The sequence below is a fragment of the Pseudomonas sp. E141 genome, assembly GCF_052659885.1.
On record NZ_CP084024.1, the window covers coordinates 1,515,528 to 1,538,483 of the forward strand.

Here is a 22,956-nt window from a genome sequence, read left to right on the forward strand (position 1 = left end):
CCTTCGCCTACACATAGCCGGCGTAGGCGCCGTCGAGTGCAACGAGGCTGCGATCCTTTTAGCCACGCTGACGTTTAGGCAACACGTCCTTGAGCTTGGCATGCATGCTGCGCAGGGTGTTCTCGGTTGCGCTCCAGTCGATGCAGGCATCGGTGATGGACACACCGTACTGCAAGTCCGCCAGATCCTTGGGGATCGCCTGGCAGCCCCAATTCAAATGGCTTTCGACCATCAGGCCGATGATCGACTGGTTGCCTTCCAGAATCTGGTTGGCCACGTTCTCCATCACCAGCGGTTGCAGCGCCGGATCCTTGTTGGAGTTGGCGTGGCTGCAGTCGACCATGATGTTCGGCTTGATCTTGGCCTTGTTCAGTGCCTGCTCACACAGCGCGACGCTGACCGAATCGTAGTTCGGTTTGCCGTTGCCGCCGCGCAGCACCACGTGACCATAAGCGTTGCCCTTGGTGGTGACGATCGAGACGCCACCCTCCTGGTTGATGCCCAGGAAGCGGTGAGGGCTGGAAACCGACTGCAAGGCGTTGATCGCCACGGTGAGGCCGCCGTCGGTGCCATTCTTGAAACCCACGGCCGAGGACAAGCCGGAGGCCATTTCACGGTGAGTCTGGGATTCGGTGGTCCGCGCACCGATGGCCGACCAACTGATCAGGTCCTGCAAGTATTGCGGGGAGATCGGGTCCAGGGCTTCGGTGGCGGTGGGCAGGCCCATTTCGGCCAGGTCCAGCAGCAATTGGCGACCGATGTGCAGGCCATCCTGGATCTTGAAGGAGTCGTCCAGGTACGGGTCGTTGATCAGGCCTTTCCAGCCGACGGTGGTGCGCGGCTTTTCGAAATACACCCGCATCACCAGGTAAAGGGTGTCGGAAACTTCCGCCGCCAGCACTTTCAGGCGCTCGGCATATTCGTGGGCGGCCTTGATGTCATGGATCGAGCAGGGCCCGATGACCACGAACAGGCGATGGTCGGTGCCGTCGAGAATGTTGCGAATGACTTCCCGGCCCTTGGTCACGGTGCGCAGTGCAGCGTCGCTCAGGGGGATATCGCGCTTGAGCTGGTCAGGCGTGATGAGGGTCTCGTTGGAGGCGACGTTAAGGTCATTGATCGGTAAATCAGCCATCGTGTTACTCGTCAGGTCACGGGTGCCGGCCGCCAGCGATCCCCGCGCGGCGGTGCACAGCGGATTTAAGCGCGTCGGGGAGCGGAACCTTAGCGCGTTACGAGGTTGCTCGACAATGGGCAGGCACGGGTTAATTGCGGCGGGGGGGCTTGCCCGCGCTTGACGGCGCAGCCTTCACAAAAGGACCTGCTGCGCCCGAACGCGAACCGGCCCGGCGGAACCCGGCTGCCTCGCCACGTTGGCCCGCACCTATGTAATGATGCGCATGGACTGTTAGCTGAGGAGTGGCAATGATGCAGGCAGGCGTTAAACCGCGGATCGGGATGATTGGCACCGGTGCGATCGGTGGGTTCTATGGCGTGATGCTGGCTCGCGCCGGTTTTGACGTGCATTTTTTACTGCGCAGCGAATTTGGGGCGGTGGCCGAGGGCGGCTTGCGAGTCGACAGCGCGGTTCATGGCGCTCTGACGCTCAACCCGGTCCAGGCGTATCGTTCGGCGGCGGACATGCCGCCCTGCGACTGGCTACTGGTCGGTGCCAAGACCACCAGCAATGCCGACCTGGCCCCGGCCATCATTCAAGCTGCCGCTCAGGGTGCAAAAGTCCTGTTGCTGCAAAATGGCCTGGATGTTGAGGACGACCTCCGACCGTTGCTGCCCGATTCGCTGCATCTGCTGGGCGGCCTGTGCCTGATCTGTGTGCATCGGGTCGGTCCTGGCGTCATTGCCCACCAGGCCCTCGGTGCAGTCAACCTCGGTTACCACAGCGGTCCTTGCCACGATCAGGCGCAACGCATGGCGATTGTCGAGCAGGGGGCCGGGCTGTTCCGTGCCGCCGGCCTGGATTCCCAGGCCATGCCCGACCTGCGGCAGGCGCGCTGGCAGAAACTGGTGTGGAACGTGCCCTACAACGGTCTTTCGGTTCTGTTGGGTGCCAGTACCACGCCGTTGATGGCCGACAGTGACAGCCGGGGCTTGATCCAGGCCCTGATGGGGGAGGTGGTGCGGGGTGCTCAGGCTTGCGGTCACCAGATTGCGCCGGGCTATGCCGAGTATCTGTTTGCGATGACCGAAAAGATGCCCGACTACTGGCCGAGTATGTATCACGATTATTCCCACCAGCGCGCGCTGGAGCTGGAGGCTATTTACAGCCGACCATTGGCGGCGGCGAAAAAAGCCGGTTGTGAGCTGCCGAAAATCGAAGCCTTGTATCAGGCGTTGGCATTTATGGACCGACGAAACCGCTGATCAGGCGAAAGGGGGAGCGACATGGCAAACAACATCGACGACAAACTGGTGCTGGCGATTTCCTCGCGGGCGCTGTTCGATCTGAGTGACAGCCATAAGGTGTATCTGTCGGGCGGCGTCGAGGCTTACCGGCAATATCAGATTGAGCATGAGGACGAAGTCCTCGAACCCGGCGACGCCTTCGCTCTCGTACAAAAGCTGCTGAATCTCAACGAGCATCTGGGGCGTGCGCGAGTCGAGGTAGTTCTGGTTTCGCGCAACAGCGCCGACACCGGCCTGCGGGTGTTCAACTCGATTCATCATTACGGGCTGGCGATTTCCCGCGCGGCGTTCGTCGGCGGCCGCAGTCCTTACCCTTATCTGAAGGCGTTCGGCTGTGATCTTTTTCTGTCCACCCACGCTGAAGATGTGCGCAGTGCCCTGGACGCCGGATTCGCCGCTGCGACCATTCTGTCGGGTGGCGCCAGCCGCGCCGCCAGCGAGGAACTGCGTATCGCTTTCGACGGCGATGCGGTGCTGTTTTCCGACGAATCCGAGCGTGTCTATCAGAGCGGCGGCCTGGCTGCATTCCAGGCCAGCGAACGGCAAGCGGCTCGTGAGCCGCTGCGAGGCGGGCCGTTCAAGGGGTTTCTGGCGGCACTCAATGCACTGCAACGCGAGTTCCCCGAAGACGCCTGTCCGATTCGCACGGCGCTGGTCACTGCCCGTTCGGCGCCGGCCCACGAGCGCGTCATCCGGACGTTGCGCGAATGGGACATTCGTCTGGATGAGTCGCTGTTTCTCGGTGGCCTGACCAAATCGGCATTTCTCGAAGCCTTCGCCGCCGACGTCTTTTTCGACGACCAGACCGGCCACTGCGAACTGGCTCGCGAGGTGGTCGCCACGGGGCATGTGCCTCACGGCATCAGCAATGAAGTGAAGCTCTGACTGCCCGTTGTTTAGGGCGTTACGCTGGACGTCGTACTCCTCAAGGCGCTGCTAAGCTGAATCCATCTCCGCCATTCTGGCACGCGAGGAGGTCACATGATTCGTTCGATGCTGTACGCCACAGACCTGGGACTTTACGCCCCTTATGTGATGCAGCATGCCTTGGCGTTGGCACGGACGTTCGAAGCCGAGTTGTATGTGGTGCACGCGGTAGAGCCAATGGGGCTGTTCGCGGAGTCGGTGTTGCAAAGTTATCTCGATGAGCAAGCGCTGAACGAATTTCATCGCCAGGGTCTGAATACGGTGATGGCCAACATTGAGCAGCGGGTGCTCGACAGCTTTCGTGAAGAGTTGGGTGAGGGGCAGCAGGACTTGAAGCTGATCAAGTCGGTGCGGGTTTTCCAGGGCGATCCATCCCAGGTCATTCTCGATCAGGCTGCGAAACTCTCTGTGGATTTGCTGATCGTAGGCAGTCACTGCCAAGGGGCGAGCGGTGAAACGCCGCTGGGCAGGACCGCTGCGCGGGTATTGCAGTTATCCCGGGTACCGGTCTACCTGGTGCCGTTGGTGCAGCGGCGACGTCAGGGGGAGGCTTGAGGCAAAGTAGTGGCTTTTTTATGAAAAGTTCTAGATTAATTGATGCAACCATTCATATAGTTATATACCGTCGCTGATGCCCGTGGCGTCCAACTGCTTTGAGGGATACATATGAAGCTTCAACAACTGCGCTACATCTGGGAAGTGGCGCACCACGACCTCAACGTTTCCGCTACTGCCCAAAGCCTCTACACGTCGCAACCCGGCATCAGCAAGCAGATCCGCCTGTTGGAGGATGAGCTGGGTGTCGAAGTTTTCGCCCGCAGCGGCAAGCACCTGACCCGCGTGACTCCGGCCGGTGAGCGCATCATCACCACGGCCGGGGAGATCCTGCGCAAGGTCGAAAGCATCAAGCAGATTGCCCAGGAATTTTCCAACGAGAAAAAAGGCACGCTGTCGATTGCCACCACCCACACCCAGGCCCGTTATGCACTGCCTCCGGTGATCAGTAACTTCATCAAGCAATACCCGGACGTGGCCTTGCATATGCACCAGGGCTCGCCGATGCAGATCGCCGAAATGGCGGCGGACGGCACCGTGGATTTCGCCATCGCCACCGAGGCTCTGGAACTGTTCGGCGATCTGGTGATGATGCCGTGCTACCGCTGGAACCGCTGCGTGGTTGTGCCTCAGGGCCATCCGCTGACCAAGCTGCCAAAGTTGACGCTTGAAGCCTTGGCCGAATACCCCATCGTGACTTATGTGTTCGGTTTTACCGGCCGTTCGAAACTCGACGAAGCCTTCAGCCACCGCGGCCTGACCCCGAAAGTGGTGTTCACCGCCGCCGACGCCGACGTCATCAAGACCTATGTCCGCCTTGGCCTGGGCGTGGGCATCGTGGCGAAAATGGCCGTCGATACCAAGCTGGACGGCGATCTGGTGGTGCTGGATGCCAGCGAGTTGTTCGAGTCCAGCGTGACCAAGATCGGTTTCCGGCGCGGCACCTTCCTGCGTGGCTTCATGTGCGACTTTATCGAAAAGTTCGCGCCACACCTGACCCGGGAAGTCATGGCCAAGGCCATCCAGTGCCACAACAAGCAGGAACTCGAAGAGCTGTTCGACGGTGTGGAATTACCGGTGCACTGAACAGTGAGTGCTAGATCGCCTCGGTGACAGCGAACTGTTGCCGGGCGCCTGCGACGACGATCTCTACTTCATCCCCTTCGAACTTGCCCAGCAGGCTTCGTCCCAGCGGCGAGCGAGGGGTGATGACGGTGATCGGCTGGCCCACCAGTGACACTTTCAAGCCCGCGGCATCCGGTCCCAGAAACAACCATTGCTGGCGGTCATCTTCATCCGCCAGCCCGATCAGGGTGCCAATCTGAATGCCGCGCTGTTCGTCGTAGGGCCGGAGTATCAGGTTCTGGCAGAGGGCGAGGGCCTGGCGGATTTCTTCGACACGCCTGGCTTGCCCGGCAGCGAGGTAAGACGCTTCAAGACCCAGGGTGTCGTATTTGTTCTCGGCGATGTTTTCCTCGTGGGTCGCGGTTTCGTAGGCCGTCTGCGCGGCGCGCTCAGCGATACCCAGGTCAATCCTGAGTTTGTCGAGAATCAGTTGGTGAACGATCTGTTTGTTCATGATCAATCGCAAAACTGCAAAACGTTGGCCCGGCTCTTTTCACTGGGCGCGTTCTGGTCCTGTTGCAACCAGAACTGACACTTGGGGTTGGACAGGTTGCGAGGATCGCTGCGGGCTTGATCCAGGGCTTGTCGTTGTTCGTTTCGTTGCAGATTTTGCTGGTACTGCTCGAACATGGGGGTTGGTGGTTCCGGGGCCGGTTGCACCGCCGGTGGTTGCCCCAGTTGCTGCACGGCCGCGGCCACTGGCGCCAGTTGTTCGTTGAACAGGAATCTGGACAGCAGCCAGCCGGTCAATACGATGGCGAGGAACCCCAGCCACAGGCCCAGGGCAATGCTGACGGTCAATTGCAGGGCTGTAAGGCGTGGCGCTGGCGGGTGATCGGACATGGCTGCTTCCTGGCAATGAACACGTGATAGGCGGCGATTGTCGCATGAAGATTAATCGCCGTCGGCTCTTCTGCATCATCGGTTTAATGCGGGACAATCAGGCCTTTGCCACAGGGAGTCGGGAATGACCGTGCGCTGGGATATTTTTTGCACCGTCGTCGATAACTTTGGCGACATCGGCGTCACTTGGCGCCTGGCTCGGCAATTGGTGGCCGAGCATCAATGTGCGGTGCGGCTATGGGTCGATGACCTGCGGGCCTTTGAACGACTGTGTCCGCAAATCGACATCACGCTGTCCGAGCAATGGCAGCAGGGTGTGCAAGTCTGTCATTGGCCTGAGGTCTGGCCGTTCACCGACGCCGCCGATGTAGTCATCGCCGCGTTTGCCTGCCAGTTGCCGAGCGCCTACATGGATGCGATGGCCGAGCGGCAGACCACGCCGTTGTGGATGAACCTCGATTACCTGAGTGCGGAAGACTGGGTGATCGGGTGCCACGGATTGCCCTCGGTCAAATACAAGCACGTGCAGAAATATTTCTTTTTTCCGGGCTTCCGCGAGGGCACGGGCGGGCTGCTGCGTGAAGCCGGTCTGCTGGAGCGGCGTCGGCAGTTTCAGCAGGATGCCCAGGCGCAACGGATTTTCCTGGAGGCGTTGGGCGTCCATCGGACGCCGGACTCGCGCCTGATCTCGCTGTTTGCCTACGAAAACGCCGGGCTTGCCAGTTGGTTCGATGCCATGGCGACCGATACCCAGGCCTCTCATGTATTGATCCCCGAAGGTCGGGTGCTCGGCGATGTCCAGCGTTGGCTGGGCATCGATGGCCTGAAGGCCGGTGCGGTACAGCAACGTGGTGCCCTGACGGTGCAGGTGCTGCCGTTCGTCCGCCAGGATCAGTACGATCAACTGCTATGGTGCTGCGATTTCAACGCCGTGCGGGGTGAAGACTCCTTCGTGCGCGCCCAATGGGCGGGTCGGCCGCTGCTCTGGCATATCTACCAGCAGGAAGAAGACGTTCATCTGGAAAAACTCGAGGCATTCCTCCGGCTGTACACCCACGGCCTTTCGGAGCCGGCTGAAAAAGCGATCAGCGGTCTCTGGCGATCCTGGAATGCTGGCCAAGACATGGCCGAACATTGGAAAATGGTCGATCAACAGCAGCAGGAACTGCTTGATCATGCCCAGGCATGGTGTCTGGAACAGGCCTCGCGACCCGATCTTGCCGCAGCGCTGGTGAAGTTTTATGTAAATTGGATATGATACGCGGCCTAGATTTTTGTAAATCCCATCCAAATTCGGATATTCGCAATGAAAACTGGTAAAGAACTGAAACCCGGGACCGTGATCCGTCTCGAAAACGATCCTTGGCTGGTTCAGAAAGCTGAGTTCACCAAGTCGGGTCGTAACAGCGCGATCATGAAGACCAAGCTGAAGAACCTGCTGACCGGTTACAAAACCGAGATCGTCTACAGCGCCGATGACAAACTGGACGACGTGATCCTCGACCGCAAAGAAGCGACCCTGTCCTTCATCAGCGGCGACACCTACACGTTCATGGACACCACTGACTACACCATGTACGAGCTGAACGCCGAAGACATCGAAAGCGTTCTGCCGTTCATCGAAGAAGGCATGACCGACGTCTGCGAAGCCGTGTTCTTCGAAGAGCGTCTGGTCTCCGTAGAACTGCCGACCACCATCGTGCGTCAGGTTGACTACACCGAAGGTTCCGCTCGCGGTGACACTTCCGGCAAGGTAATGAAGCCTGCCAAACTGAAGAACGGTACCGAGCTGTCGGTTGCTGACTTCATCGAAATCGGCGACATGATCGAGATCGATACCCGCGAAGGCGGTTCCTACAAAGGCCGCGCTAAATAAGCGAAGTCTTGTGTATGAAAAAGCCCGACCATTGAGTCGGGCTTTTTCATGCCTGCGGATTATGTTCAGACAGAGGGCAGGATGGAGACGGTGGCGAGGGGATTTAATCCTGCCCTGTGGGAGCAAGGCTTGCTCGCGATCCAGACGCCTCGGTTCCGCGCTGTGTTCATCGCGGGCAAGCCTTGCTCCCACAGGGTTGCGCCACAAGTCACTTCAGATGTTGTTTCAGTTCTTGGGATACCTGCAACATCGCCGAACGCACCGCTGGCACCTGGCTCACCACATTGAGCAAACCATAATCGTGAATCATGCCGTTGTAGCGCACCGCCGTGACCGGCACGCCAGCCGCGTCCAGTTTACGGGCGTAGGCTTCACCCTCATCGCGCAACACGTCGGCCTCGGCGGTCTGTACCAGCGCGGGCGGCAGGCCCTTGAGTTGCGCGGTGCTGGCGCGTAACGGGGAGGCATAGATCTCGCTGCGTTGCCCGGCATCGGTGGTGTAGTTGTCCCAGAACCACTTCATCATGTTTTTACTGAGGAAGTGTCCCTCGGCGAACTGGTTGTAGGACGCCGTCTCGAAGCTGGCGTCGGTCACCGGCCACAACAAGGCCTGGAATTTGATCGCCGGGGTACCTTTGTCCTTGGCCATCAACGCCACGACCGCTGCCATGTTGCCGCCGACGCTGTTGCCCACCACGGCCAGGCGCTTGCCATCGACATTGATTTGCTTGCCATGCTCGGCCACCCATTTCGTCGCGGCGTAGGCCTGATTAATCGCTACCGGGTAATGCGCTTCCGGCGAAGGCGTGTAGTTGACGAACACCGCGACGGCACCTGATCCGGCCACCAGATCCCGAACCAACCGTTCGTGGGTTGGGAAATCTCCCAATACCCAACCACCGCCGTGGAAGAACATGAACACCGGCAGCTCACCCTTGACGCCGGCCGGCCGGACGATGGTCAGGCTGATCGGCTGACCATCGACCTCAATAGTTTTCTCGCTGACGTCGGCCTTGGGCAAGCTCAGTTTCACCCCGGCCTGGGCGCCGACCAGTACCGCGCGGGCGTCCTTGGGCGACAGTTGCTCCAATGGCTTGCCGGTGCCGGCATTCAGCGCGTCGAGAAACGCCTGGGTGTTGTGTTCCACGATGCCGTCGGCGAACGCGCTGCCGACGCTCAGTGCCAGAAGGGTGCCGGTCAAGGCTTTGCTGAAGGTGTTCATGTGCATCTCCTTAAGTGCAGGCTGGAAGGCGTTGGTTAAACGGTGACGTGCAGGCGCACATCGACGTTGCCACGAGTGGCGTTGGAGTACGGGCAGACTTGGTGAGCTGCGTCCACCAGGCTCTGTGCATCGGCCAGGTCCAGACCGGGCAAGCTGATGTGCAGGTCGATGTCGAGGCCGAAACCACCGGGAATCTGGCCGATACCGACATGGGCGGTGATCGAGGCGTCATCCGCAATCTTGCGCTTGCTTTGGCTTGCGACGAATTTCAGGGCACCGATGAAGCAGGCCGAGTAACCGGCAGCGAACAGTTGTTCCGGGTTGGTTGCCGCGCCGCCTGCACCGCCGAGTTCTTTGGGGGTGGCGAGTTTGACGTCCAGGATGTTGTCGCTGGAGATTGCACGACCATCACGGCCACCGGTGGAAGTTGCGATTGCGGTGTAGAGCGTTTGCATGGTGAGAGCCTCGTTTTTGGTTGCTGTTGCAGCGCTAAATGTTTGTGCGCTAAGTAGGTGTGAGGCAAATGTTTAGCGCTAATATTTTGTGCGCAAGATAAATTTTTAAGAGAATTGAATTTTGCTCGCTCAAACGGCGTAGATCCCTTGAGCTAGAGCGGTTTCATCAGCTGAAAATTTTTTTTCAGGGAGGGGGCAGGAGGTGATCGGACTGGTGCCATCGCGAGCAGGCTCGCTCCCACAACGATCTGTGTTGAACACAAAAAGTGCGTCCACCAAAGATCAAAATGTGGGAGCGAGCCTGCTCGCGATAGCGTTGGGGCAGTTGACGGTGCTGCTAGACAGGCTGCGTTTCAGAGGCTGTCTTGCAAATTCCCGCGCAGCTCTTGCAGGTCATGCTGCAGCTTCTTCAATTGCTCCAGGGTCTGGCCACTGGCGCCGAGAATGCACTGGGGAATGTTGAGGGCCTTTTCCTGCAGGGCGCGTCCCTGTTCGGTGAGCTCGACGATGACCACGCGTTCATCCTCACGACTGCGGGTGCGGCTCAGCAAGCCCTCGGCCTCCAGGCGCTTGAGCAACGGGGTCAGTGAACCCGGATCGGTGAGCAGGCGGTTGCTGATTTCCCCGACAGTCAGGCCGTCCTTTTCCCACAGCACCATCATCGCCAGGTACTGCGGATAAGTCAGGCCCAGGGCTTGCAGCAGCGGCTTGTAGACTTTGGTCATCAGCAGCGACGTGGAGTGCAGGGCGAAGCACACCTGGTTGTCGAGCAACAGGGCTTCGCAGGGGGCGGGGGTGTCGCGTTGGGTGCTCATGGCAGAACCTTCAATCAATGATCGCTACGAATCTAGCGGGCGAACCTTTAATGCGCCAGATAATTCTGACGTTCTGATCGGAAGTTGCGTTCCCCCGCGAGCGCCGACTGCGTAGGATAAGCGCCCTGATCAAGGGGGAATCGGTGTGATCGAAGGTGTGGTGTATCTGGTGTTCGGTGCCGCATTGGGCACTTTGGGGGGATTGTTCGGGATTGGTGGCGGGTTGATCGCCATTCCGGTGCTGGGCCTGTTGTTCGGCCTCGATCAGCAGATCGCCCAGGGCACGGCCCTGGTGATGGTCGTGCCAAACGTGATGCTCGCCTTGTGGCGCTACCACCAGCGCAATCGCATTGAAATGCGTCATGTACTGCCACTGGCCTCCATGGGTTTTTGCTTTGCCTGGCTTGGCTCGATCTGGGCCGTGGGCATCGACGCGCAAAGCATGCGAATCGGCTTCGTGGCCTTCCTGATCGTGCTGGCGGCCTACAACCTGATTCGCATGTTCGCCGCCAGCCCCCCGGCTTCGGCGCAGATGCGTTATGGCTGGCCGTGGCTCGCCGTGTTGGGGGCGGCGTCGGGGACCATGGGCGGATTGTTCGGTGTCGGCGGGGCGGTCGTCGCGACGCCGTTCCTGACCAGCCTGTTCGGTACCAGTCAGGTGGTCGCCCAGGGATTGTCTCTCTCGTTGGCCTTGCCCAGTACCGGCGTGACGCTCGCCACGTATGCGGTGCATCACCAAGTGGACTGGTGGATCGGCCTGCCGCTGGCCGCTGGTGGCCTGCTCAGTATCAGTTGGGGGGTAAAAGTCGCCCACGCCATGCCGGAGCGGCTGCTGCGCGGGCTGTTCTGCGGTTTCCTGGTGCTGTGCGCGATCTTGCTCGCCTTTAAAGTTTGAAACCTTCGACGATGTGCTCGGCCAGGCACTCGGTGATCGGCGACGGATTATGCAGGTTGCGGATCAGCATGATGCTCGCTTCGGGCAACTGCGGCAGGTTTTCCGCCTCGCCCAGCACGCGCATGTCCGGGGTCAGCAGGCTTTCCAGTTGCGCGGTGATCGCCAGGCCCGCGCCAACCACTGCCATGAGCGCCGACAGGCTCGAGCTGTTGTACGCCACGCGATAATCGCGGCCCATGGCATCCAGTGCATTGCAGGCCCATTGCCGGCAGAAGCAATCACTGTTGAACATCGCCAGCGGCAACGGTGTTTGTTCGTGGACGTTGAAGCATGCCGCTTCGGCCCAGACAAAGCGCTCCTTGCGCAATAACTGGCCGATTTCGTCCCCCGGTTTGCGGGTGACGATGGACAGGTCCAGATCCTGGCGCAGCAGCAACTGCTTGGACGACTCGCAGTGCACTTCAATTTCGATCAAGGGATAGAACTGAGCGAAGCGCTGCAGGATCCCCGGCAAAAAACGCATCACATAATCGTCCGGGGTGCCGATGCGCACCGTGCCGACCATGTGCGGCTCACGCAGGGTGTTGAACACTTCGCTGTGCAGCTTGAGGATCCGCCGGGCGTAGCCGAGCAACACCTGGCCTTCGGCGGTCAGCTTGACCTGGCGCCCGTCACGCTCGAACAGCCGCCGCTGCAATACATCTTCTTCCAGTCGCTTCATCTGCATGCTGACGGCGGACTGGGTGCGATTGACCAACTCACCGGCACGGGTGAAACCGCCCTGGTCAGCGATGGCGACAAAGGTACGCAGCACTTCCGTATCGATGCTCGGGTAACTCGACAATTGATCAATCTCCGAGATGTATTGCATCAGAAACATTCGTTGGATTGATCTTAGCGTTAGCGTGAGACTTGAGCCATCCCCAACGGAGGACATCACGATGAAAGGTCAAAAAGGTTATCTACTGATAGAAAAACTCTCATCCCATGGCTTTTCCATCAGCGCTCTGCTGCACAAGTTTAGCCGCTGGTACGAATTGCACCACGAACGTGAACTGCTTGCCGGAATGAGCGATGAGGCGCTCAAGGACATCGGCGTCAGCCGTGCCGACGTCGAAAAGGAAGTGGTTCGGCCATTCTGGGATGACCCGATGCACAAATGAGCCATCCTTCCCTACACAAACCGCTTAATGGTGAGGTAGGTTGCGAGCAGACAAGGAGATCTTCATGCCCGCGACTCTGTCCTTTACCCTCAAACAGGCCCGGCGTCTGGCGCTGGCCGCCCAAGGATTCGACGGGCGGCCGACGTCAGCTTCGGTGCAACCGGCGCGCCTTAACCGCCTGATTGAACGCCTCGGCGTCCTGCAGATTGATTCAGTCAATGCATTGGTGCGTTCGCACTACCTTCCGCTGTTTTCCCGTCTCGGTCACTACCCCCCTGATTTGCTCGACCAGGCAGCCTGGAGCCAGGGCCGACGTCGTACGCTGTTCGAATACTGGGGTCATGAAGCCTCATTGCTGCCGCTGGCGATGTATCCGCTGATGCGTTGGCGCATGGAGCGTGCGTCCCGCGGTGAGGGCATTTATCGACAGTTGGCGCAGTTCGGTCAGGAGCGTCAGGATGTCATTCGCCGCGTACTGGCTTCGGTCCGCGAGCAAGGTGCGGTGGGGGCGGGCAGCTTGTCCACGCGCCAGGAAAAGGCCGGCCCCTGGTGGGACTGGAGCGCCGAGAAGCATGCGCTGGAATGGCTGTTCGCGGCGGGTGAAGTGACGGTGGCGGGGCGGCGGGGCTTCGAGCGGCTTTACGACTTGCCGGAACGCGTGTTTCCGTCCTCGGTCCTGCAACAATCGCTGCCGGACGAGCCCCAGGCTCAGCGCGCCTTGCTGCTGCATGCCGCCCAAGCCTTGGGTGTGGGCACCGAGAAAGATTTGCGCGACTATTTTCGACTCGATCCGGCCGATAGCCGTGGACGACTGGCCGAACTGGAGGAGGCCGGTGAACTGGTGCGCTGCCAGGTGCAAGGCTGGAAGCAACCGGCCTGGTGCCGACCCACCGCGAAGATTCCCCGTAAGGTGGCGGCCAGTGCGTTGTTGTCGCCCTTCGATTCATTGGTCTGGGAGCGTAGCCGTACCGAGCGGCTGTTCGATTTCCGTTATCGACTGGAGATTTATACCCCGGCTCACAAGCGGGTGTATGGCTACTACGTGCTGCCATTCCTGCACAACGAACGTATCGCCGCGCGGGTGGATCTGCGGGCGGAGCGGGCTTTGGGTCGATTGGCGGTGCATGCCGTGCACGAGGAGGCGCCGGGGCTGGACGAGGAAGGGATGCAGGCTTTGGCGCTGAACCTGCGACGCTTGGCCGACTGGCTGGGGTTGGCGCGGGTCCAGCTCAATTGCGCTCGGGCGGGAGGGGTTCGGCTGGCGGGGGCGTTGGCTGAGGTGGGGGCTGACTGAACTGGCCCCATCGCGAGCTGGCTCGCTCCCACAGTTGACCTTTGGTGAACACAGGATTTGTGAACGCCGCGGTCAATGTGGGAGCGAGCCTGCTCGCGATAGCAATCCAACAAACGGCGAATGACTTACTGACTCAGCGCCTCACCTGCTTCAACGTCTCGGCAATCAAAAACGCCAGTTCCAGCGACTGATCGGCATTCATCCGCGGATCGCAATGAGTGTGGTAACGGTCCGACAGCCCGTCCTCGGTGATCGGCCGCGCGCCGCCAATGCACTCGGTGACGTTCTGCCCGGTCATTTCGATGTGGATGCCCCCGGCATAGGTGCCCTCGGCTTCGTGAACCTGGAAGAACTGTTTCACTTCCCCGAGGATTTGCGCGAAGTCCCGGGTCTTGTAACCGCTGCTGGCCTTGATGGTGTTGCCGTGCATCGGGTCCGAACTCCACAGCACCTGCTTGCCTTCTCGTTGCACGGCGCGCAATAGCTGCGGCAGGTGATCGCCGACCTTGTTCGCGCCCATTCGCGCGATCAGGTTAAGCCGCCCCGGATCATTGTCCGGATTGAGCACGTTGATCAGACGGATCAAGTCGTCGGGGTTCATGCTCGGGCCGACCTTGACGCCGATCGGGTTGTTCACCCCGCGCAGGAATTCGACATGGGCACCGTCCAACTGACGGGTGCGGTCACCGATCCACAGCATGTGGGCCGAGCAGTCGTAGTAGTCGTTGGTCAGGCTGTCGCGACGCACGAAAGCTTCTTCGTAATTGAGCAGCAGCGCTTCGTGGGCGGTGAAGAAGCTGGTTTCGCGCAATTGCGGCGAGCTGTCCATGCCGCAGGCGCGCATGAAGGCCAGGGTTTCGTCGATACGGTCGGCCAGGTGGCTGTACTTCTCAGCCAGGGCCGAGTTGGCGATGAAGTCCAGGTTCCACTTGTGCACCTGATGCAGATCGGCGAATCCACCCTGGGCGAAGGCCCTTAGCAGGTTCAAGGTGGCGGTGGACTGGTGGTAGGACTGCAGCAGCCGCTCCGGGTCCGGCACGCGACTTTTCTCGTCGAAGCCGATGCCGTTGACGATGTCGCCGCGATAGGCCGGCAGGGTTACCCCGCCAATCGTCTCATCGTTGGCCGAGCGCGGTTTGGCGAACTGTCCGGCCATACGACCGACCTTGACCACCGGGCAACCGGCGGCGAAGGTCATGACGATGGCCATTTGCAGCAATACCTTGAAGGTGTCGCGGATCTTCGCCGCCGAGAACTCGGCAAAGCTCTCGGCGCAGTCGCCGCCCTGCAGCAGGAAGGCCCGGCCTTGGGTGACTTCGGCGAACTGACGGCGCAACTCCCGGGCTTCACCGGCAAACACCAGCGGCGGATAACTGGCCAGGGTCTGCTCGACCTGCAGCAAATGCGCCGCGTCGGGGTATTGGGGTTGCTGCTGGATCGGCAGGGCGCGCCAGCTGTCAGGGCTCCAGGGTTGGCTCATCATGATCTCTAGGTGGTTTACGCTCGGGCTGCCATGTTATCAGCAAATTAGTGCGTGACCTGTTTGCGTCGCTTCGCGGACAATCGCGCTTTTGCCCCGGTTATGTTCAGGGTCAGCGCAGCCACAGGAGATGAAATGACAGAGGAGCGCGTCGAGCATTTGCTCGCCGAAGTGCATGACGAGTTCGGTGTTATCCGGGTTCTCGAAGTGGCGGACTACCGTTTTCTGGAATTTGGCGATGCCATCGAACAGAGCTGCGTGTTCACGGCCGACCCGAGCTGGCTCGAATATGATTACACCCGCGCCATGTTGATTGGCGCGTTGTGCCACGAGCAGCCGGAAAGCGCGCTGTTTCTTGGGCTGGGCGCCGGGACTCTGACCCAGGCTTGCCTCAAGTTTCTGCCGCTGGAAGATGTCGAAGCCATCGAACTGCGCCCCGATGTGCCGCGCCTGGCCATCCAATACCTGGGGCTGGACGACGATCCGCGGCTGTACATCCGTGTCGGCGATGCCCTGGAGCTGCTTGAAACCGCCGAGCCTGCGGATTTGATCTTTGTCGACCTCTATACCGACGTCGGCCCTGGCGTCGGGCACCTGGCCTGGGGTTTTCTGGAGAACTGCCAGAAACGCCTCAACCCCGGCGGCTGGCTGGTGATCAACCAATGGGCCACCGACGACGGCAAGCCATTGGGCGCGGCGCTGCTGCGCGGCTTGTACCACCGGCATTACTGGGAGCTGCCGGTTAAAGAAGGCAATGTCATCCTGATCGTGCCGGCGGATCTGGACCAGGAATTGGACATGCAAGGACTGGTCGCCCGGGCCGAAGGGCTGGCGCCGCGGCTGGGTTATTCGTTGCAGTCGTTGATCAAGGCCATTCGCCCGGCGACTTGATAGGCAAGCTGTCGGAAGGTAAATCGTTTAAGCCGGCTGTCCCGACGCCCATGACAGCCAGTCCCATAACCGGGTTTGGCAATAAAAAATCTCCCTTTTCGGGCGATTTCCGGTATAGTGCGCGCCGGCCTTTAGCCGGGCCGCGTCAAGGTAGCGCAATTCCCCGAAGCCAGCTTCGGTTGCATGTCCGCACAACGGATGCTTCCACGACGTTCTTTTTCATTCATTCGTTTTCGCAAATCCCCGCCGACAAAGCAGCCAGGGCGACTCTTGAGTCTCAACACGGCATGCGCAGCTTTGGAGCATGGGTCTTTGCGGATGCACTTAGAGGCAGACCCATGACCCAGGAAACCGGCGGCTTCGTCGCTTTTAATCTTAATCCGAACATTCTTGCAGCCGTCATTGCGACCGGTTACGAAGAACCTTCGGCTATTCAGCAGCAATCGATCCCGATCATCATGGCCGGTCACGACATGATTGGTCAGGCGCAAACCGGTACGGGTAAAACCGCCGCGTTCGCCCTGCCGATCCTGCATCGCATCGATCCTGCTAAGCGCGAACCGCAAGCCCTGATCCTGGCGCCAACTCGTGAGTTGGCGCTGCAAGTAGCAACCGCTTTTGAAACCTATTCCAAGCAAATGCCTGGTGTAACCGTTGTGGCTGTTTACGGCGGCGCTCCAATGGGCCCGCAACTCAAAGCCATCCGTAACGGCGCGCAGATTGTTGTCGCCACTCCGGGCCGTCTGTGCGACCACCTGCGTCGTGACGAAAAAGTCCTGGCCACCGTGAACCACCTGGTTCTCGATGAAGCCGACGAAATGCTCAAGCTGGGTTTCATGGATGACCTGGAAGTCATCTTCAAGGCCCTGCCAGCGACCCGTCAGACTGTATTGTTCTCGGCCACTCTGCCGCAGTCGATCCGCGCCATTGCCGAGCGCCACCTGCGCGATCCGCAACACGTAAAGATCCAGACCAAGACCCAGACCGTCACCGCGATCGAACAGGCTCACCTGTTGGTTCACGCCGACCAGAAGACCTCGGCCGTACTGAGCCTGCTGGAAGTCGAGGATTTCGACGCCCTGATCATGTTCGTACGTACCAAGCAAGCGACCCTGGACCTGGCCAGCGCCCTGGAAGCCAAAGGCTACAAAGCCGCTGCGCTGAACGGTGACATTGCCCAGAACCAGCGTGAGCGTGTGATCGACTCCCTCAAGGATGGCCGTCTGGACATCGTTGTGGCCACTGACGTTGCCGCCCGTGGCCTGGACGTTCCGCGCATCACCCACGTGTTCAACGTGGACATGCCGTACGATCCGGAATCCTACGTTCACCGTATCGGCCGTACTGGCCGTGCCGGTCGCGAAGGTCGTGCACTGCTGCTGGTCACCCCGCGTGAGCGCCGCATGCTGCAAGTGATCGAGCGTGTAACCGGTCAGAAGGTCGCCGAGGTTCGCCTGCCGGACGCCCAGGCAGTTCTCGATGCCCGCATCAAGAAGCTCACCAACAGCCTGTCGCCACTGGTGGCTGACGCCGAATCGACCCACGGTGATCTGCTCGATCGCCTGACCGCCGACATCGGTTGCACCCCACGTGCCCTGGCCGCTGCTCTGCTGCGCAAGGCCACCAATGGCCAGGCGCTGACCCTCGCTGCGATCGAGAAAGAACGTCCACTGGTGCCGAACAACGCACCGCGTGGCGATCGTCCAGAGCGTAGCGGTGATCGTCCGGACCGTGGTGATCGCGAGCGTCGTGCGCCGATCCCGTTGGCCGAAGGCCGTGCGCGCTGCCGTACTGCGCTGGGTGCCCGTGACGGCATCGCGGCCAAGAACCTGCTGGGCGCCATCCTCAACGAAGGCGGTCTGGCTCGTGAGGCCATCGGTCGCATCCAGGTACGTGACAGCTTCAGCCTGGTAGAGCTGCCGGAAGATGGTCTGGAGAAGTTGCTGACCAAACTGAAGGACACTCGTGTCGCCGGCAAGCAGCTTAAACTGCGTCGCTATCGCGAAGATTGATCCGCTCTCGGGCTGATTGATCGAACATAAAAAATCCCCGACTGGTTCGGGGATTTTTTTGCCTGAAGCTGGGTGTCTTTTCAGGGCGAGCCCATCGCGAGCAGGCTCGCTCCCACAGTGGCACAGGTAAATGCAGTCAAATGTGGGAGCGAGCCTGCTCGCGATTGAACGCGACTCGGTTCATCAGTCAAACCGATAGATGTCCATCCCCAAAGCGCCCAGGGTGAACCCCTGATGGGCAACGCTGAATTCACCTCCCGCACCCCGGGCAAAATACAACGGCAACAAGTGCTCGTCACTGGGATGGCTGCGCACGGCGTTGGGGGCCTGGCGACGGTAATCATGCAGCGCGGCTTCGTCGTCCTCTGCCAATTTCTCCACCATCCAGTCACGAAAAGCCTTGGCCCAGGGCTCAATGCTTTCGGGGCCGGCGTTCCAGTCCAGGTCGCGCAGGTTATGGGTGATGCTGCCTGAGCCGATCAGCAACACGCCTTGCTGGCGCAGGCTCGCCAAGGCCCGGCCGACCTGGGTTTGCAGGGCCGGCCCTTGTCGGCTGGGCAGGGAGATCTGCACGACGGCAATCTCGGCCTTGGGGTACATCAAGGACAACGGCACCCACACGCCATGATCGGAGGGGCGCTCTGTGTCCAGGCGTGCCGGCAGGTGTGCGGCGTTGAGCAGGTCCGCCACTTGCACTGCCAGTTGTGGATCGCCCGGCGCCGGATATTGCACCTCGTACAGAGCCGGCGGGAAGCCGCCGAAGTCATGCCAGGTTCGTGGATGCGGATTGGCGCTGACCAGTAGTTCACTGCTTTCCCAGTGCGCGGACACGATGACGATGGCTTTGGGTGTGGGCAGTTGCGCGGCGAGGCGAGCCAGTGCCGGGCCGCTGTCGCCGGGTTCCAGGGCCAGCATCGGTGAGCCATGGGAGATAAACAGGCTGGGCAGCATGAACGGACTCCTGAGCGTTAAGATGTCGCCATCTTCTGTCAGGTCTATGATCTAAATCTAATATAAGTTTTAGCCCGTTTTAATCGGTTTTTCTGGAGTGAGTGATGGAGCCTGAGTTTTGGCACAAGCGCTGGTCAACGAATCAGATCGGTTTTCATCTGCCAGAGGTGAATCCCTATCTGCAACGTTTCTGGTCGCAACTGGGGGTTGAGCAGGGCAGTCGGGTGCTGGTGCCCCTATGCGGGAAGACGCTCGACCTCTTGTGGCTTGCCCAACAGGGGTATTCGGTACTGGGGGTGGAGCTGTCGGAAAAGGCCGCCGCGGATTTCTTCCTTGAGCATCAGCTTGAGCCGAGCGTGAGTGAAGAGGGCGCATTCAAGGTGTTCCGTGCCGCTGACATTGAAATCCGCTGCGGTGATTTCTTTGCCCTGAGCCCGGAGGATGTGAGCGATTGCACGGCGCTGTACGATCGCGCTGCATTGATCGCCCTGCCTGGGCCGATGCGGGAGCGGTATGCGGCTCATCTGCAGAAGATACTGCCGCAGTGTGTCGGATTGCTCATTACTCTGGATTACTCACAGGATGAAATGCCTGGCCCGCCGTTTTCCGTAGGGGATGACGAAGTGCAGAGGCTGCTGGGCGAGGTCTGGCGGCTGGAGGTATTGCAGGAGCAGGATGTGCTGGGGGAAAGCTGGAAGTTCTTGCAGGCTGGGGTCAAAAGGCTGGATGAGCGGGTGTATCGGGTTTCCGGTCGTTGATGTGGCGTGCCCGCTGGCCTTATCGCGAGCAGGCTCGCTCCCACAGTTGATCCGTTGCGAACTGTGAATTGGCGCTCGCTGAAGCCCCTTGTGGGAGCGAGCCTGCTCGCGATGGGGCCAGACCAGGCAACTCATAAATCAGGCAGAAAAAAAGCCCGCATCGCTGCGGGCTTTTTCTTGAAGCTTGAACCTGTCAGCCGCGACGACGCAGTGCGTCGATACGCTCTTCCAGTGGCGGGTGACTCATGAACATGCGAGCCAGGCCTTGCTTGATGCCACCGTTGATGCCAAAGGCATTGAGGGTGTCGGGCATGTGTACCGGCAAACCTTGCTCGGCACGCAAGCGTTGCAGGGCGCCGATCATGGCGCTGGTGCCAGCCAGGCGTGCGCCGGCATCATCTGCGCGGAACTCACGTTTGCGCGAGAACCACATGACGATGGCGCTGGCGAGGATGCCCAGTACCAGCTCGGCGAAAATGGTCGCCACGTAGTAGGCGATGCCCTGGCCTTCTTCATTCTTGAAGATCACCTTGTCGACGAAGTTGCCGATGATGCGGGCAAAGAACATGACGAAGGTGTTCACGACACCCTGGATCAGCGCCAGCGTCACCATGTCGCCGTTGGCGACGTGACCGATCTCATGGGCCAGCACAGCCTTGACTTCATCCGGCGAAAACCGCTCGAGCAAGCCCTGGCTGACGGCGACCAGCGCGTCGTTCTTGTTCCAACCGGTGGCGAAGGCGTTGGCCTCGTAGGCTGGGAAGATGCCCACCTCCGGCATCTTGATGCCGGCTTCGCGTGACAGCTGCTCGACGGTTTGCAGCAGCCATTGTTCGTGGCGAGTGCGCGGCTGAGTGATGATCTGGGTGCTGGTGCTCATCTTCGCCATCCACTTGGAGATGAACAGCGAGAACAGGGAACCGGCGAAACCGAACACCGCACAGAAGATCAGCAGCTGACTGAGGTTGAGGTCAACCCCGTTGGCCGCCATGAACCCGTTGAAGCCAAAAAGGCTCAGGGTGATGCTGGCAATCAGCACGACCGCCAGGTTAGTGGCCAAAAACAGCAGGATGCGCATCATGGTTGTGGAAATCTCCTCATGCTAAAGATGTAGCGTTATGCGGGGTATATAAGGTGCCGCCGCAGGCTATTCAACACGCCGACTATTTCAAACTGTGTCCTACACGCGTCGCAAATGTTTGAAAGACTTTTCTGAAAGTGACCGCGGAAAAGAAAAGGAGCGCCCGTACCCCGTGAACGTTGAGTCGCGCCGCGCACCGTCTGCCGCGCCTTCAGTGTAGAAGGCCTGCCGCAACGGGCGAAACGGATGTGTTGCTGAATCAAACAGCGTGCGAGTCGTCCCCTCGCACGCCACCTGGATTACTGGCGGTAGGACTTGAGGAAGTTGCCGATCCGGCCAATGGCCTGGTCCAGGTCGTCGACCCGGGGAAGGGTCACGACGCGGAAATGATCCGGCCATGGCCAGTTGAACGCCGTGCCCTGGACCACCAGCAGCTTTTCGGACAGCAGGAGGTCGAGGACGAATTTTTCATCGTTGTGGATCGGGCAGACCTTCGGGTCGATCCGCGGAAAGGCGTACAACGCACCCATTGGCTTGACGCAACTGACACCAGGAATGTCGTTGAGCAATTCCCAGGTACGGTTGCGTTGCTCCAGCAACCGGCCCTGGGGCAGGACCAGGTCGTTGATGCTCTGGTAGCCACCCAGCGCCGTCTGGATCGCGTGTTGGCTCGGTACGTTGGCACACAGGCGCATATTGGCCAGCATGTCGATGCCTTCGATGTAGCTCTGGGCGTGATGCTTGGGACCGGAAATAACGATCCAGCCGGAGCGGAAACCCGCCACCCGATAGGATTTGGACAGGCCGTTGAAGGTCAGGCACAACAGGTCCGGCGCCAGTGACGCGGTGCAGACGTGCACGGCATCGTCGTACAGGATCTTGTCGTAGATCTCGTCGGAAAACACCACCAGGTTATGCTGGCGAGCCAGTTCCAGCATGCCCAGCAGGACCTCCCTGGAGTACACCGCGCCAGTGGGGTTGTTCGGGTTGATGATCACCAGTGCCTTGGTGTTCGGGGTGATCTTGGCCTTGATGTCCGCCAGGTCGGGAAACCAGTTGGCCTGTTCATCGCACAGGTAATGCACCGGATTGCCGCCCGACAGGCTCACGGCGGCGGTCCACAATGGGTAGTCCGGGGCCGGCACCAGCACCTCATCGCCGTTGTTGAGCAAGGCCTGCATCGACATCACGATCAGTTCGGACACGCCGTTGCCCAGGTAGATGTCTTCGATGCCGACACCTTCGACCTGTTTCTGCTGGTAGTACTGCATCACGGCCTTGCGGGCGCTGAACAGGCCCTTGGAGTCGCTGTAGCCCTGGGCGGTCGGCAGGTTGCGGATAACGTCCTGGAGGATTTCATCGGGCGCTTCGAAACCAAAGGGGGCCGGGTTGCCGATGTTCAGCTTGAGGATGCGATGGCCTTCCTCTTCCAGGCGTTTGGCGTGCTTGAGCACCGGGCCGCGAATGTCGTAGCAGACGTTGGCGAGCTTGTTCGATTTGCTGACCTGCATGGCGATGTGTTCCCGAAAATGAACGATCCAGGCGGCGAGTGAACTACCGTACTGGGGATCCTGCGTCTGTGCCCAGGCTTGACGCGGTACATGCGTGACAATCCGTTTGAATGCGCATGACGTGACTGCCAGACTGGCGTCTGACGAGGCGCAATCATACGTGCCGCCCGATCTGCGGAAAAGCGTCGGATCGGGCTTTTTCAATTGCCGAGGTAGGACGATGGAAAAGTTGCAGAAAACCCTTGAAGAATGGCGCGCCATGCTTGACCCGGAGCAGTACAACGTCTGTCGGTTGAAGGGCACCGAACGGCCATTCTCCGGTAAATACAACGACACCAAGACTGATGGTGTGTACCACTGCATCTGCTGCAACGAGCCATTGTTCGATTCGCAGACCAAATTCGATTCCGGCTGCGGCTGGCCCAGTTTCTACGCGCCGATCGAAGGCAGCGCAGTGGTGGAAGTGCGCGATGTCAGCCACGGCATGATCCGCACCGAAGTGGTCTGCGCCAAATGTGACGCGCACCTGGGCCACGTCTTCCCTGACGGCCCGCCACCCACGGGCTTGCGTTATTGCATCAATTCGGTGTGCCTGGATCTGGTGCCCCGAGGGTAACTCTGTGGGAGCAAAGCTTGCTCGCGATGAAGGCACCTCGATCTCTGAAAGACCGTGTCGCC

24 protein-coding genes are annotated in these 22,956 nt (G+C 60.1%); 13 read left to right on the top strand and 11 right to left on the bottom strand.

What is annotated here, in order from left to right; genetic code table 11:
• Window positions 1–58: 58 nt before the first annotated feature.
• Window positions 59–1,135: a 3-deoxy-7-phosphoheptulonate synthase gene (locus GKKCFE_RS06890; protein WP_003199364.1), complete on the bottom strand. Its 1,077-nt coding sequence runs from the start codon at window positions 1,133–1,135 to the stop codon at window positions 59–61.
• 293 nt (window positions 1,136–1,428) lie between these two features.
• Between GKKCFE_RS06890 and GKKCFE_RS06895 the strand changes: the two genes are divergently transcribed.
• The 4 genes from GKKCFE_RS06895 (at window position 1,429) to cysB (ending at window position 4,992) form a co-directional block, all read left to right on the top strand.
• Window positions 1,429–2,382, top strand: a complete 954-nt coding sequence (locus GKKCFE_RS06895) for a putative 2-dehydropantoate 2-reductase (RefSeq protein ID WP_047226421.1) — start codon at window positions 1,429–1,431, stop codon at window positions 2,380–2,382.
• A 21-nt stretch (window positions 2,383–2,403) separates the two neighbouring features.
• A complete protein-coding gene (locus GKKCFE_RS06900; RefSeq protein ID WP_047226354.1) occupies window positions 2,404–3,309 on the top strand; it encodes a 5'-nucleotidase in 906 nt (301 codons plus the stop codon).
• Window positions 3,310–3,405: 96 nt separating this feature from the next.
• Window positions 3,406–3,906, top strand: a complete 501-nt coding sequence (locus tag GKKCFE_RS06905) for a universal stress protein (RefSeq protein WP_047226355.1) — start codon at window positions 3,406–3,408, stop codon at window positions 3,904–3,906.
• A 111-nt stretch (window positions 3,907–4,017) separates the two neighbouring features.
• Window positions 4,018–4,992 carry an HTH-type transcriptional regulator CysB gene (cysB, locus tag GKKCFE_RS06910; protein WP_018603112.1) on the top strand — a complete coding sequence of 325 codons (975 nt, stop codon included), beginning with the start codon at window positions 4,018–4,020 and terminating at the stop codon, window positions 4,990–4,992.
• A gap of 10 nt (window positions 4,993–5,002) precedes the next feature.
• On the opposite strand, the gene GKKCFE_RS06915 is transcribed toward cysB, so the two are convergent.
• Both GKKCFE_RS06915 and GKKCFE_RS06920 read right to left on the bottom strand, forming a co-directional pair.
• A complete protein-coding gene (locus tag GKKCFE_RS06915; protein WP_047226356.1) occupies window positions 5,003–5,485 on the bottom strand; it encodes a GreA/GreB family elongation factor in 483 nt (160 codons plus the stop codon).
• Window positions 5,486–5,487: 2 nt separating this feature from the next.
• Window positions 5,488–5,874, bottom strand: a complete 387-nt coding sequence (locus tag GKKCFE_RS06920; protein ID WP_092458927.1) for a hypothetical protein — start codon at window positions 5,872–5,874, stop codon at window positions 5,488–5,490.
• Between the two features lie 124 nt (window positions 5,875–5,998).
• Between GKKCFE_RS06920 and earP the strand changes: the two genes are divergently transcribed.
• Window positions 5,999–7,132 (top strand): elongation factor P maturation arginine rhamnosyltransferase EarP, encoded by a 1,134-nt coding sequence (earP, locus tag GKKCFE_RS06925; RefSeq protein WP_445577653.1) that lies wholly within the window; start codon window positions 5,999–6,001, stop codon window positions 7,130–7,132.
• A gap of 48 nt (window positions 7,133–7,180) precedes the next feature.
• Entirely contained in the window at window positions 7,181–7,750 is a 570-nt protein-coding gene (locus GKKCFE_RS06930) for an elongation factor P (protein WP_003199385.1), read from the top strand.
• A gap of 208 nt (window positions 7,751–7,958) precedes the next feature.
• On the opposite strand, the gene GKKCFE_RS06935 is transcribed toward GKKCFE_RS06930, so the two are convergent.
• From GKKCFE_RS06935 to GKKCFE_RS06945, 3 genes are all read right to left on the bottom strand, one after another.
• Complete coding sequence (locus GKKCFE_RS06935; RefSeq protein ID WP_076385714.1) at window positions 7,959–8,972, bottom strand: alpha/beta hydrolase; 1,014 nt, start codon at window positions 8,970–8,972, stop codon at window positions 7,959–7,961.
• A 35-nt stretch (window positions 8,973–9,007) separates the two neighbouring features.
• Complete coding sequence (locus tag GKKCFE_RS06940) at window positions 9,008–9,427, bottom strand: organic hydroperoxide resistance protein (protein ID WP_047226360.1); 420 nt, start codon at window positions 9,425–9,427, stop codon at window positions 9,008–9,010.
• Window positions 9,428–9,780: 353 nt separating this feature from the next.
• Complete coding sequence (locus GKKCFE_RS06945; RefSeq protein ID WP_445577654.1) at window positions 9,781–10,242, bottom strand: MarR family winged helix-turn-helix transcriptional regulator; 462 nt, start codon at window positions 10,240–10,242, stop codon at window positions 9,781–9,783.
• A 160-nt stretch (window positions 10,243–10,402) separates the two neighbouring features.
• Here GKKCFE_RS06945 and GKKCFE_RS06950 point away from each other — a divergent pair, with 160 nt between their 5' ends.
• Window positions 10,403–11,137, top strand: coding sequence for a sulfite exporter TauE/SafE family protein (locus GKKCFE_RS06950; RefSeq protein WP_445578031.1), 735 nt, complete (start codon window positions 10,403–10,405; stop codon window positions 11,135–11,137).
• Here GKKCFE_RS06950 and GKKCFE_RS06955 read toward each other — a convergent pair.
• Complete coding sequence (locus GKKCFE_RS06955; RefSeq protein WP_171061402.1) at window positions 11,127–11,981, bottom strand: LysR substrate-binding domain-containing protein; 855 nt, start codon at window positions 11,979–11,981, stop codon at window positions 11,127–11,129. The two genes, GKKCFE_RS06950 and GKKCFE_RS06955, sit on opposite strands and share 11 nt — an antisense overlap.
• A gap of 97 nt (window positions 11,982–12,078) precedes the next feature.
• Between GKKCFE_RS06955 and GKKCFE_RS06960 the strand changes: the two genes are divergently transcribed.
• Both GKKCFE_RS06960 and GKKCFE_RS06965 read left to right on the top strand, forming a co-directional pair.
• Window positions 12,079–12,300 (top strand): DUF1127 domain-containing protein, encoded by a 222-nt coding sequence (locus tag GKKCFE_RS06960; RefSeq protein ID WP_047226364.1) that lies wholly within the window; start codon window positions 12,079–12,081, stop codon window positions 12,298–12,300.
• 64 nt (window positions 12,301–12,364) lie between these two features.
• Window positions 12,365–13,594, top strand: a complete 1,230-nt coding sequence (locus tag GKKCFE_RS06965; RefSeq protein WP_445577655.1) for a winged helix-turn-helix domain-containing protein — start codon at window positions 12,365–12,367, stop codon at window positions 13,592–13,594.
• Between the two features lie 133 nt (window positions 13,595–13,727).
• Here GKKCFE_RS06965 and GKKCFE_RS06970 read toward each other — a convergent pair whose 3' ends face one another.
• On the bottom strand, window positions 13,728–15,074 hold the full coding sequence (locus tag GKKCFE_RS06970) for a class II 3-deoxy-7-phosphoheptulonate synthase (protein ID WP_445577656.1): 1,347 nt from the start codon (window positions 15,072–15,074) through the stop codon (window positions 13,728–13,730).
• A 135-nt stretch (window positions 15,075–15,209) separates the two neighbouring features.
• On the opposite strand from GKKCFE_RS06970, the gene GKKCFE_RS06975 reads away from it, so the two are divergent.
• Together GKKCFE_RS06975 and GKKCFE_RS06980 are read left to right on the top strand one after the other, a co-directional pair.
• Window positions 15,210–15,965 (top strand): spermidine synthase, encoded by a 756-nt coding sequence (locus GKKCFE_RS06975; RefSeq protein ID WP_047226367.1) that lies wholly within the window; start codon window positions 15,210–15,212, stop codon window positions 15,963–15,965.
• 338 nt (window positions 15,966–16,303) lie between these two features.
• The gene (locus GKKCFE_RS06980; protein ID WP_047226368.1) at window positions 16,304–17,977 is read left to right on the top strand and encodes a DEAD/DEAH box helicase; all 1,674 of its coding nucleotides are present in this window, start codon (window positions 16,304–16,306) and stop codon (window positions 17,975–17,977) included.
• A 183-nt stretch (window positions 17,978–18,160) separates the two neighbouring features.
• Here the strand turns inward: GKKCFE_RS06980 and GKKCFE_RS06985 are convergent, their stop codons facing one another.
• Window positions 18,161–18,928: a DODA-type extradiol aromatic ring-opening family dioxygenase gene (locus tag GKKCFE_RS06985; RefSeq protein ID WP_445577657.1), complete on the bottom strand. Its 768-nt coding sequence runs from the start codon at window positions 18,926–18,928 to the stop codon at window positions 18,161–18,163.
• Between the two features lie 104 nt (window positions 18,929–19,032).
• Between GKKCFE_RS06985 and GKKCFE_RS06990 the strand changes: the two genes are divergently transcribed.
• Complete coding sequence (locus GKKCFE_RS06990; protein ID WP_445577658.1) at window positions 19,033–19,686, top strand: thiopurine S-methyltransferase; 654 nt, start codon at window positions 19,033–19,035, stop codon at window positions 19,684–19,686.
• Between the two features lie 193 nt (window positions 19,687–19,879).
• On the opposite strand, the gene htpX is transcribed toward GKKCFE_RS06990, so the two are convergent.
• Together htpX and GKKCFE_RS07000 are read right to left on the bottom strand one after the other, a co-directional pair.
• Window positions 19,880–20,767: a protease HtpX gene (gene htpX, locus GKKCFE_RS06995; RefSeq protein ID WP_047226371.1), complete on the bottom strand. Its 888-nt coding sequence runs from the start codon at window positions 20,765–20,767 to the stop codon at window positions 19,880–19,882.
• 299 nt (window positions 20,768–21,066) lie between these two features.
• Complete coding sequence (locus GKKCFE_RS07000) at window positions 21,067–22,278, bottom strand: pyridoxal phosphate-dependent aminotransferase (protein ID WP_047226372.1); 1,212 nt, start codon at window positions 22,276–22,278, stop codon at window positions 21,067–21,069.
• A gap of 220 nt (window positions 22,279–22,498) precedes the next feature.
• Between GKKCFE_RS07000 and msrB the strand changes: the two genes are divergently transcribed.
• The gene (gene msrB, locus GKKCFE_RS07005; RefSeq protein WP_047226373.1) at window positions 22,499–22,894 is read left to right on the top strand and encodes a peptide-methionine (R)-S-oxide reductase MsrB; all 396 of its coding nucleotides are present in this window, start codon (window positions 22,499–22,501) and stop codon (window positions 22,892–22,894) included.
• The last annotated feature ends 62 nt before the right edge of the window (window positions 22,895–22,956 follow it).

Bases quoted from the DNA above. Each gene is read 5' to 3' on its own strand.
- GKKCFE_RS06890 (WP_003199364.1), bottom strand. From the start codon at position 1,135: ATGGCTGATTTACCGATCAATGACCTTAACGTCGCCTCCAACGAGACC.
- GKKCFE_RS06895 (WP_047226421.1), top strand. From the start codon at position 1,429: ATGCAGGCAGGCGTTAAACCGCGGATCGGGATGATTGGCACCGGTGCG.
- GKKCFE_RS06900 (WP_047226354.1), top strand. From the start codon at position 2,404: ATGGCAAACAACATCGACGACAAACTGGTGCTGGCGATTTCCTCGCGG.
- GKKCFE_RS06905 (WP_047226355.1), top strand. From the start codon at position 3,406: ATGATTCGTTCGATGCTGTACGCCACAGACCTGGGACTTTACGCCCCT.
- cysB (WP_018603112.1), top strand. From the start codon at position 4,018: ATGAAGCTTCAACAACTGCGCTACATCTGGGAAGTGGCGCACCACGAC.
- GKKCFE_RS06915 (WP_047226356.1), bottom strand. From the start codon at position 5,485: ATGAACAAACAGATCGTTCACCAACTGATTCTCGACAAACTCAGGATT.
- GKKCFE_RS06920 (WP_092458927.1), bottom strand. From the start codon at position 5,874: ATGTCCGATCACCCGCCAGCGCCACGCCTTACAGCCCTGCAATTGACC.
- earP (WP_445577653.1), top strand. From the start codon at position 5,999: ATGACCGTGCGCTGGGATATTTTTTGCACCGTCGTCGATAACTTTGGC.
- GKKCFE_RS06930 (WP_003199385.1), top strand. From the start codon at position 7,181: ATGAAAACTGGTAAAGAACTGAAACCCGGGACCGTGATCCGTCTCGAA.
- GKKCFE_RS06935 (WP_076385714.1), bottom strand. From the start codon at position 8,972: ATGAACACCTTCAGCAAAGCCTTGACCGGCACCCTTCTGGCACTGAGC.
- GKKCFE_RS06940 (WP_047226360.1), bottom strand. From the start codon at position 9,427: ATGCAAACGCTCTACACCGCAATCGCAACTTCCACCGGTGGCCGTGAT.
- GKKCFE_RS06945 (WP_445577654.1), bottom strand. From the start codon at position 10,242: ATGAGCACCCAACGCGACACCCCCGCCCCCTGCGAAGCCCTGTTGCTC.
- GKKCFE_RS06960 (WP_047226364.1), top strand. From the start codon at position 12,079: ATGAAAGGTCAAAAAGGTTATCTACTGATAGAAAAACTCTCATCCCAT.
- GKKCFE_RS06965 (WP_445577655.1), top strand. From the start codon at position 12,365: ATGCCCGCGACTCTGTCCTTTACCCTCAAACAGGCCCGGCGTCTGGCG.
- GKKCFE_RS06970 (WP_445577656.1), bottom strand. From the start codon at position 15,074: ATGAGCCAACCCTGGAGCCCTGACAGCTGGCGCGCCCTGCCGATCCAG.
- GKKCFE_RS06975 (WP_047226367.1), top strand. From the start codon at position 15,210: ATGACAGAGGAGCGCGTCGAGCATTTGCTCGCCGAAGTGCATGACGAG.
- GKKCFE_RS06980 (WP_047226368.1), top strand. From the start codon at position 16,304: ATGACCCAGGAAACCGGCGGCTTCGTCGCTTTTAATCTTAATCCGAAC.
- GKKCFE_RS06985 (WP_445577657.1), bottom strand. From the start codon at position 18,928: ATGCTGCCCAGCCTGTTTATCTCCCATGGCTCACCGATGCTGGCCCTG.
- GKKCFE_RS06990 (WP_445577658.1), top strand. From the start codon at position 19,033: ATGGAGCCTGAGTTTTGGCACAAGCGCTGGTCAACGAATCAGATCGGT.
- htpX (WP_047226371.1), bottom strand. From the start codon at position 20,767: ATGATGCGCATCCTGCTGTTTTTGGCCACTAACCTGGCGGTCGTGCTG.
- GKKCFE_RS07000 (WP_047226372.1), bottom strand. From the start codon at position 22,278: ATGCAGGTCAGCAAATCGAACAAGCTCGCCAACGTCTGCTACGACATT.
- msrB (WP_047226373.1), top strand. From the start codon at position 22,499: ATGGAAAAGTTGCAGAAAACCCTTGAAGAATGGCGCGCCATGCTTGAC.